7 protein-coding genes are annotated in these 7,370 nt (G+C 71.1%); 4 read left to right on the top strand and 3 right to left on the bottom strand.

Annotated features, from left to right (window positions below; genetic code table 11):
* Positions 1–143 precede the first annotated feature (143 nt).
* The 4 genes from G6R24_RS16190 to G6R24_RS16175 all read left to right on the top strand — a co-directional run bounded on the left by G6R24_RS16190 (position 144) and on the right by G6R24_RS16175 (position 3,841).
* The gene (locus G6R24_RS16190) at positions 144–536 is read left to right on the top strand and encodes a nuclear transport factor 2 family protein (protein ID WP_163550078.1); all 393 of its coding nucleotides are present in this window, start codon (positions 144–146) and stop codon (positions 534–536) included.
* 354 nt (positions 537–890) lie between these two features.
* The gene (locus G6R24_RS16185) at positions 891–2,480 is read left to right on the top strand and encodes an FMN-binding glutamate synthase family protein (RefSeq protein WP_163550077.1); all 1,590 of its coding nucleotides are present in this window, start codon (positions 891–893) and stop codon (positions 2,478–2,480) included.
* A 236-nt stretch (positions 2,481–2,716) separates the two neighbouring features.
* Entirely contained in the window at positions 2,717–3,190 is a 474-nt protein-coding gene (locus tag G6R24_RS16180) for a VOC family protein (RefSeq protein WP_163550076.1), read from the top strand.
* A 78-nt stretch (positions 3,191–3,268) separates the two neighbouring features.
* Entirely contained in the window at positions 3,269–3,841 is a 573-nt protein-coding gene (locus tag G6R24_RS16175; RefSeq protein WP_163550075.1) for an AAA family ATPase, read from the top strand.
* A 294-nt stretch (positions 3,842–4,135) separates the two neighbouring features.
* Here the strand turns inward: G6R24_RS16175 and G6R24_RS16170 are convergent, their stop codons facing one another.
* The 3 genes from G6R24_RS16170 to thrS form a co-directional block, all read right to left on the bottom strand.
* Positions 4,136–4,696, bottom strand: coding sequence for a MaoC family dehydratase (locus tag G6R24_RS16170; protein ID WP_163550074.1), 561 nt, complete (start codon positions 4,694–4,696; stop codon positions 4,136–4,138).
* Positions 4,697–4,701: 5 nt separating this feature from the next.
* Positions 4,702–5,892, bottom strand: a complete 1,191-nt coding sequence (locus G6R24_RS16165) for an acyl-CoA dehydrogenase family protein (protein ID WP_163550073.1) — start codon at positions 5,890–5,892, stop codon at positions 4,702–4,704.
* Between the two features lie 209 nt (positions 5,893–6,101).
* The coding region (gene thrS, locus G6R24_RS16160; RefSeq protein WP_263864074.1) for a threonine--tRNA ligase at positions 6,102–7,370 on the bottom strand (1,269 nt) is incomplete at its 5' end.

Here is a 7,370-nt window from a genome sequence, read left to right as displayed (position 1 = left end):
AAACCCATCGAAATCCCATGTGCGGAAGACAGGGCTAGACCGCGCCGACCACGTCCGGCGCTCGTCCGGCGGCGAGATCCGCGGGTCGTCGATGACCTCCGACGTCATCGACGACCCTGTGCGCGGCGCGACACAGTGTGCCCATGACAGCAGAACAGCAGACTGTGTCGGCGCCGTCCCAGCTCGAGTCCGTCGAGCGTTATCTCGCCGTCTGGAACACCACCGGCGACGTTCTGGCCAAGGCGGTGGCCGCCGCCCTCACCGAGGACGTGACCTACGTCGACCCCCTTGCCGACGTCGCCGGGCACGAGGCACTCGCCACGCTGATCCGCGGCGTACAGCAGCAGTTCACCGGTTACGAGTTCCGCCTGACCGGTTCGCCGGACATCCATCACCAGGTCGCCCGCTTCGGCTGGGAACTGGTCTCCCGCACGGACGGTTCGGCACCGGTGGCGGGTTTTGATGTCGTCACCTTCGGCGCGGACGGCCGCATCCGCACGGTCACCGGTTTCCTGGACCGCGTTCCGGGCGCGTAAGGCCTCGCCAGCCGGTCGCCGGTGCGGTGATCGCGCCGGGCCGCCGCACCGACGACCGGCACCACACGGCGCCCCGCCTACGGCGCCGCGGGGTCCACACCATCCAGGCATCGCACCAGGATGACCTGGCAGCGCAGGGTGTGCTGGTGTGGCCCGTCGCCACGCCCGAGGACGCCGTCCCGTCCTGCGCGCCCTGCTCACCGAGGCCGCCAGATACCGAGCCCGCCAGATAGCGTCGCTTCCATCGCCACGACGCGAAGCCGCACCGGCGGTCAGTACGGTCAGCGCACCGTCCCCACGCCCGGCACGGTTTCACGATCGAGGAGGCCGCCGCAGGGAGAGGACCACAGAGCGATGTTCCCCGTGGGCATGGTTGCCGGTCTGGTCGTCGCCCTCACGGGGGCGATCTGCGCCGCCCTGCTGTGGAGCGCGCCGTGGTGGGTCGCGGTCGGCGTGCTCGTCGCCGTCCTGGCACTCGCCGCCTACGACCTGCTCCAGTCGGGGCACGCGATCCTGCGCAACTACCCGGTCGCCGGGCATCTGCGGTTCGCGCTCGAGCACATCCGACCCGAGATCCAGCAGTACTTCATCGAGCGAAACTACGACGGCACACCCTTCGACCGGGATGTGCGCACCAGCGTGTACGAGCGGGCCAAGGGTATTCACAGCGACCAGGCGTTCGGCACCGAGCGGGACGTCAACGCGGTCGGCTACGAGTTCCTGCCACACTCGACGGCACCGCTGGACGTCGCCGCCGACGCGCCACCGCCGCGGGTGCGGGTCGGCGGCCCCGACTGCACGCAGCCGTACGACGTCGCGCTGCTGAACGTCTCCGCGATGAGTTTCGGGTCGCTGTCGGCCAACGCGGTGCTGGCGATGAACCGGGGCGCCGCCGCCGGCGGTTTCGCCCATGACACCGGCGAAGGCGGCCTCACCGAGCACCACCTGCGCCACGGCGCCGACCTCGTCTGGGAGATCGGCAGCGGCTACTTCGGGGCACGCACCCCGGACGGCGACTTCGACCCGGTGCGGTTCAGGGACAAGGCGGCACTGCCGACGGTACGGATGGTCGAACTCAAACTCAGCCAGGGGGCGAAACCAGGCCTTGGCGGCATCCTGCCGGCGGCGAAGGTCAGCGCCGAGATCGCCGCCGCCCGGGGAGTCCCGGCCGGGGTGACCTGCGTGAGCCCGTCCGGCCACCGGGTGTTCGCCACCCCGCGGGAGCTGGTGCTGTTCATCGCGCGGATGCGCGAGCTCGCCGGCGGGAAGCCGACCGGGTTCAAGCTGTGCGTCGGATCCCGGCGGGAACTGCTGGCGATCTGCCGGGCGATGGCCGCCGAAGGCGTCACCCCCGACTTCATCGTCGTCGACGGCGCCGAAGGCGGCACCGGTGCGGCCCCACTCGAATACGAGGATCATGTCGGCACACCGCTCACCGAGGGCCTGATCACCGTGCACAACGCGCTGGTCGGTGTCGGTCTGCGGGACCGGATTCGGATCGGGGCCAGCGGCAAGGTCGCCACCGGGGTGGACATCGTCAAACGGCTCGCTCAGGGCGCCGACTACACCAACTCGGCGCGGGCGATGATGATGGCCGTCGGCTGCATCCAGGCGCAGCGCTGCCACACCAACACCTGCCCCGTGGGCGTGGCCACCCAGGACCCGCGGCGCGCCCGCGCGCTGGACGTCGCCGACAAGGGCGAGCGGGTCCGCCGCTACCAGCAGGCCACCGTCGCCACCGCCGTCCAGATGATGGCGTCGCTGGGCTGCGCGACGCCCGGCGAGCTGCACCCCGGCATGCTGATGCGCCGCGTCACCCACACCGACACCCGCAGCTACGCCGAGCTCTTCGACTGGCTGGAACCCGGCGAGCTGCTCGCCGACCCGCCGCCAGCCTGGATCGCCGACTGGATCACCGCCGACCCCGACAGTTTCCGAGCCTGACCACGCCCGTCGCGCGGCCCCCGGGCGTCTGACCTCTGACGGCGGCGACGGACCACGCGCACGACGGTGGCGGGTGACGGGCGCCCGGTGACGGACCCGGCGGATGTGAAGGCCGACGGGCCCGACGGCTGGCGAAAACTGTCGGAGGGGACGGCTACGGTTCTGCCATCGGATGCGAACAGGCGTCCGATGCAGGCGTCCAATGCAGGCGACCGATCCCGACGAAGGGTCCGCACATGCCCCCCATCACGCCGTGTCTGTGGTTCGACGATCAGGGCGAGCAGGCCGCGCAGCTGTACACGTCGCTGTTCGCGAACTCGCGCATCACCAACGTCAGCCGGTACGGGCCCGGCGGGCGCCGGCCCGAGGGCATGGCGATGACCGTCCAGTTCGAGCTGGACGGTCGGGAGTACGTCGCGCTCAACGGCGGTCCCGAGTTCCCGCAGACCGAGGCCTTCTCCCTGCAGGTGTTCTGCGAGTCCCAGGCCGAGATCGACCGGTACTGGGACGTGCTCACCGCCGATGGTGGCGTGGAGAGCCAGTGCGGCTGGCTCAAGGATCGGTTCGGGGTGTCCTGGCAGATCGTGCCGTCCGCGCTGGGCGAGCTGCTCGGCGATCCGGACCCCGAGCGCTCGCGGCGGGCCACCGAGGCCATGTTCACAATGTCCAAGATCGATATCGAGGAGATCCGGCGCGCGGCGGCCGGCTGAGCATTGCCGAGCCAGCTGCGGGCGAGAGCCACCACCCGCCCTCGGCTGCCGCACCCTGGCCGAATATGATCTTTTGTCGTGCGCAGGGTACTGATCGTGGGTGTGTCCGGGTCAGGCAAATCGACATTGGCCCGCCGACTCGCCGCCACGTTGTCCGTACCGCACGTCGAGCTTGACGAACTGCGCCATGGTCCCGGCTGGGTGCCCCGGCCGACCTTCGTCGACGACGTCGACGCGGCCACCGCCGCACCCGCCTGGGTGGTCGACGGTAACTACTCCGCCGTCCAGGATCTGATCTGGGACCGCGCGGACACCGTGGTCTGGCTGGATCCGCCACGGTGGCTGGCGCAATGGCAGCTTCTCCGCCGCACGGCGGGGAGGCTGCTGCTGCGCCGGCGGCTGTGGAACGGCAACCGGGAACGCTGGCGTGACCTACCCCGGGCCGACCATCCGATCCGCTGGTCCTGGCGCAAGCATCCGATCTACCGCCAGCGATATGGCGAGCGCTTCGCCGCACCCGGACCTGGCCAGACCTACGTCCGCCTACGCCGCCGCCGCGAGATCGAAGTGTGGGCAGCCGGTTCAACGCCGTTTCCGGCCGGACGTGCACCTTCCAGGTGGACGTCCCCGCTGGAACGGCGTCGTCGGTAGTCACAGTGTCAGCAACGCGCAGAACAGCCCGACGAGTATCGACGTGGCGAGGTTAGCCCGTGCTGGTCGAACGCGCCCAGGTCGAGGCGGCCCTGCCCGACTACCGGACAACCGGGTGCTCGGCATCGGGTCGACCGATGGCGCGTCCGACCTGCGACCTGCGCTCGCGGTCGGCGACCCCACCGGCGGGCGCTGGACCGTGATCCCGCTGGCGGCGGCCTCCGCATCGAGCTGCTCGGGGTCCTTGTGGCGGGCGCAACCGTACGCGTCGCCGGCGGCCAGCGGGCACAGGGATCAGGGCGCGAGCAGGATCAGGGCGGTGCGGACGGCCACGGCGACGATCTCGCCGCGCTGGTTGCGGGCGGTGTGCTCGAAGGTGACCACGCCCTCGCCGGGCCGGCTACGGGAACGCCGCTTCGCGAGCACGACCGTTTCGGCGTTGAGGGTGTCGCCGTGGAACACGGGCGTCGGGAAACGGATCTCACCGAAGCCGAGGTTGGCGACGGTGGTGCCCTGGGTGAGCTGGCTGACGGACAGCCCGACCAGGGTCGACAGGGTGAACATGCTGTTCACCAGACGGGTGCCGAACGGTTGGGTGCTGCTCCACGCCTCGTCCAGGTGCAGGGCCTGCGCGTTCATCGTCAGGGTGCTGAACAGCGTGTTGTCGGCCTCGCCGACGGTGCGGCCCGGCCGGTGGGCGTAGACGACGTCCGTCTCGAGTTCGTCGAAGTACAGCCCACGCTGCTCGACCCGCCGCCGCGAGCCCGCCGACGTGTCGCCGCCGCGTGAGGATGAAGCGCCGTCGGGGGATGCCGCGCCGTCGTGGCGAGGCGCACCGCCGTCGGGCGCGGTCATCGCGGTCACAGGCCCAGGTGGCGGGCGATGAGGAGCTTCTGGATCTCGCTGGTGCCCTCACCGATCTCGAGGATCTTGCTGTCCCGCCAGTGCCGGGCGACCGGATACTCGTTCATGAACCCGTTGCCACCGTGGATCTGGGTGGCGTCGCGGGCGTTGTCGACGGCGGCGGCGCTGCTGACCAGCTTGGCGATCGCGGCTTCCTTGGCGAACGGCCGGCCGGCGAGCACCCGGGCGGCCGCGTCGTAGTAGGCGGTGCGGGCGACGTGGGTGCGCGCCTCCATCTCGGCGATCATGAAAGCGATCCCCTGATGGGACGCGATCGGCTGGCCGAAGGCGCGGCGGCTGCGAGCGTAGGCGACCGACTCGTCCACGCAGCCCTGGGCCAGGCCCACGGCCAGCGCCGAGATCGCGATCCGGCCCTCGGCGAGGATCACGAGGAAGTTCGCGTAGCCGCGGCCCCGTTCCCCGAGCAGATGGTCCGCGGGTACGCGCACGTCGGTCAGTGTCAGCGGATGGGTGTCGCTGGCATGCCAGCCCACCTTCGAGTACGCCGGCCCCACCTCGAGCCCGGCGCTGGGCACCGGCACCACGATCGCGCTGATCTCCCTGGACGCCCCACCGCCGTCCCCGGACGGACTCGTCCGGCCGGACGGGCTGGACGCCGGGCTGGTCCGGGCGGTCACGGTGACGAGCCGGGTGATGTCGGTACCGGAGTTCGTGATGAACGACTTCGACCCGTTGACGACCCAGGCGCCGTCCACCAGCTCGGCGGACGTTCGGGTGCCGCCCGCGTCACTACCGGCTTCCGGCTCGGTCAGGCCGAAGGCGCCCAAGGCCTCCCCCGCGCACAACGCCGGCAGCCACCGTTGCCGCTGCTCCTCGGTGCCGAACCGGTAGATCGGCACCGCGCCGAGCCCGCAGCCGGCCTCCAGGGTGATCGCCACCGACGAGTCGACCCGGGCCAGCTCCTCGATCGCCAGACACAGGGAGAACAGATCGCCACCCATCCCGCCGTACTGTTCGGGAAACGGCAGTCCGAACAGCCCCATCCTCGCCATCGCCGCGACGACCTCGTACGGGAACGACCTCTGTTCGTCATGGTGCGCGGCCACCGGCGCGACCACCTCCCGGGCGAACTCGGCGACCGAGCGCCGCAGCGCCTCCTGCTCGTCACTGAGCCCCGTGTCCGGCACGGCCCCACCTCCCGTCCGACCCTCACCTGACCGACCGCACCCGGACGCCCCGCATCCATCACCGGCGGTCGAGGGTGGCACCCGTCACCACCAGCGACCGCCCGGACGCTAGCACGATCCCTTCCGCACCCACCCGAAGAAGGAAGGCCCCGCCAGGTTCGACCCGCCGTTTCGACCACTGGCGAACTCGGCGAGGCGATCGGATGGCCTCATCCAGGCTGGGCTCGCTGCGACGCGGCAGCCGCGCGAATCGCGCGCAGCGCCGCCTCGGCGGGTCCGGGTGCGAGGCGACGGCCGTCGCGCAGGCGCAGGGCGACGTGGCCGGCGGCGGCCTCGGCCGGGCCGACCACAGCCTGGTAGGGCACGTGGCGAGCGGCGCGGATACGAGCACCGAGCGAGCCTCGGTCCGGTGCGCAGATCTCGGCCCGCAGGTCGACCTCGGGTTCGAGGCAGCGGCGGGCCAGGGCGGCGGCGGGGGCGAGTTCGGCCTCGGTGACGGGGAGGATCATCACCTGGACCGGCGCCAGCCAGCTGGGAAGGGCCCCGCCGTGGCGTTCCAGCAGGAACGCCACGGCCCGCTCCAGCGAACCGATGATGCTGCGGTGAATCATCACCGGACGATGCTGTTCGCCGTCCGCACCGGTGTAGCGCAGGTCAAACCGCTCCGGCTGGTAGAAGTCGATCTGGATGGTGGACAGGGTCGATTCCCGTCCGGCGGCGTCGGCGACCTGAACGTCGATCTTGGGCCCGTAGAAGGCGGCCTCCCCGGCCACAGCCTCGTACGCGACCCCGGCGCCGTCCAGCACCTCCCGCAGCAGCGCGGTCGACCGTTCCCACAGCCGCGGCGCCGCGACATACTTGCCACCCTCGCTCGGCAGCGACAGCCGGTACCGGACGGGCACCACTCCCATGGCCGCGTACGCCGCCCGGATCATCCCCAGCGCCGCCGCCGCTTCCCGCGCGACCTGGTCGACGGTGGCGAAGATGTGCGCGTCGTTGAGCTGGATCGCCCGGACCCTCGCCAGGCCACCCAGGACGCCCGACAGTTCCGACCGGAACATCCCGCCGAGTTCGGCGAGCCGCAGCGGCAGTTCACGATAGCTACGCCCGCGCGACCGGTAGATCAGCGCATGATGCGGGCACAGGCTGGGCCGCAGGACGAGCTGCTCCGCGCCCACCTCCATCGGCGGGTACATCTCGTCGCGGTAATGCGACCAGTGTCCGGACAGTTCGTAGAGTTCCCGTTTCCCGAGCACCGGCGAGTAGACATGCTGATATCCAGCCCGCCGTTCCGCGTCACGGACGTACTCCTCCAGCGCCCGTCGGACGGCCGCCCCAGCCGGCAGCCAGTACGGCAGGCCCGCCCCGATCAACGGATCGGTGTCGAACAGTCCCAGTTCCCGCCCCACCCGTCGATGATCGTAGGACGCCCCCTCGCCAACGGAACGGGCCGAACCCGCGGGTCGCGCCGAGCCGGT

Source organism: Candidatus Frankia nodulisporulans (assembly GCF_902806475.1).
Lineage (GTDB): Bacteria > Actinomycetota > Actinomycetes > Frankiales > Frankiaceae > Frankia > Frankia umida.
The sequence above is the reverse complement of the archived record's forward strand: the minus strand, read 5'-3'. Positions and strand labels throughout refer to the sequence as shown.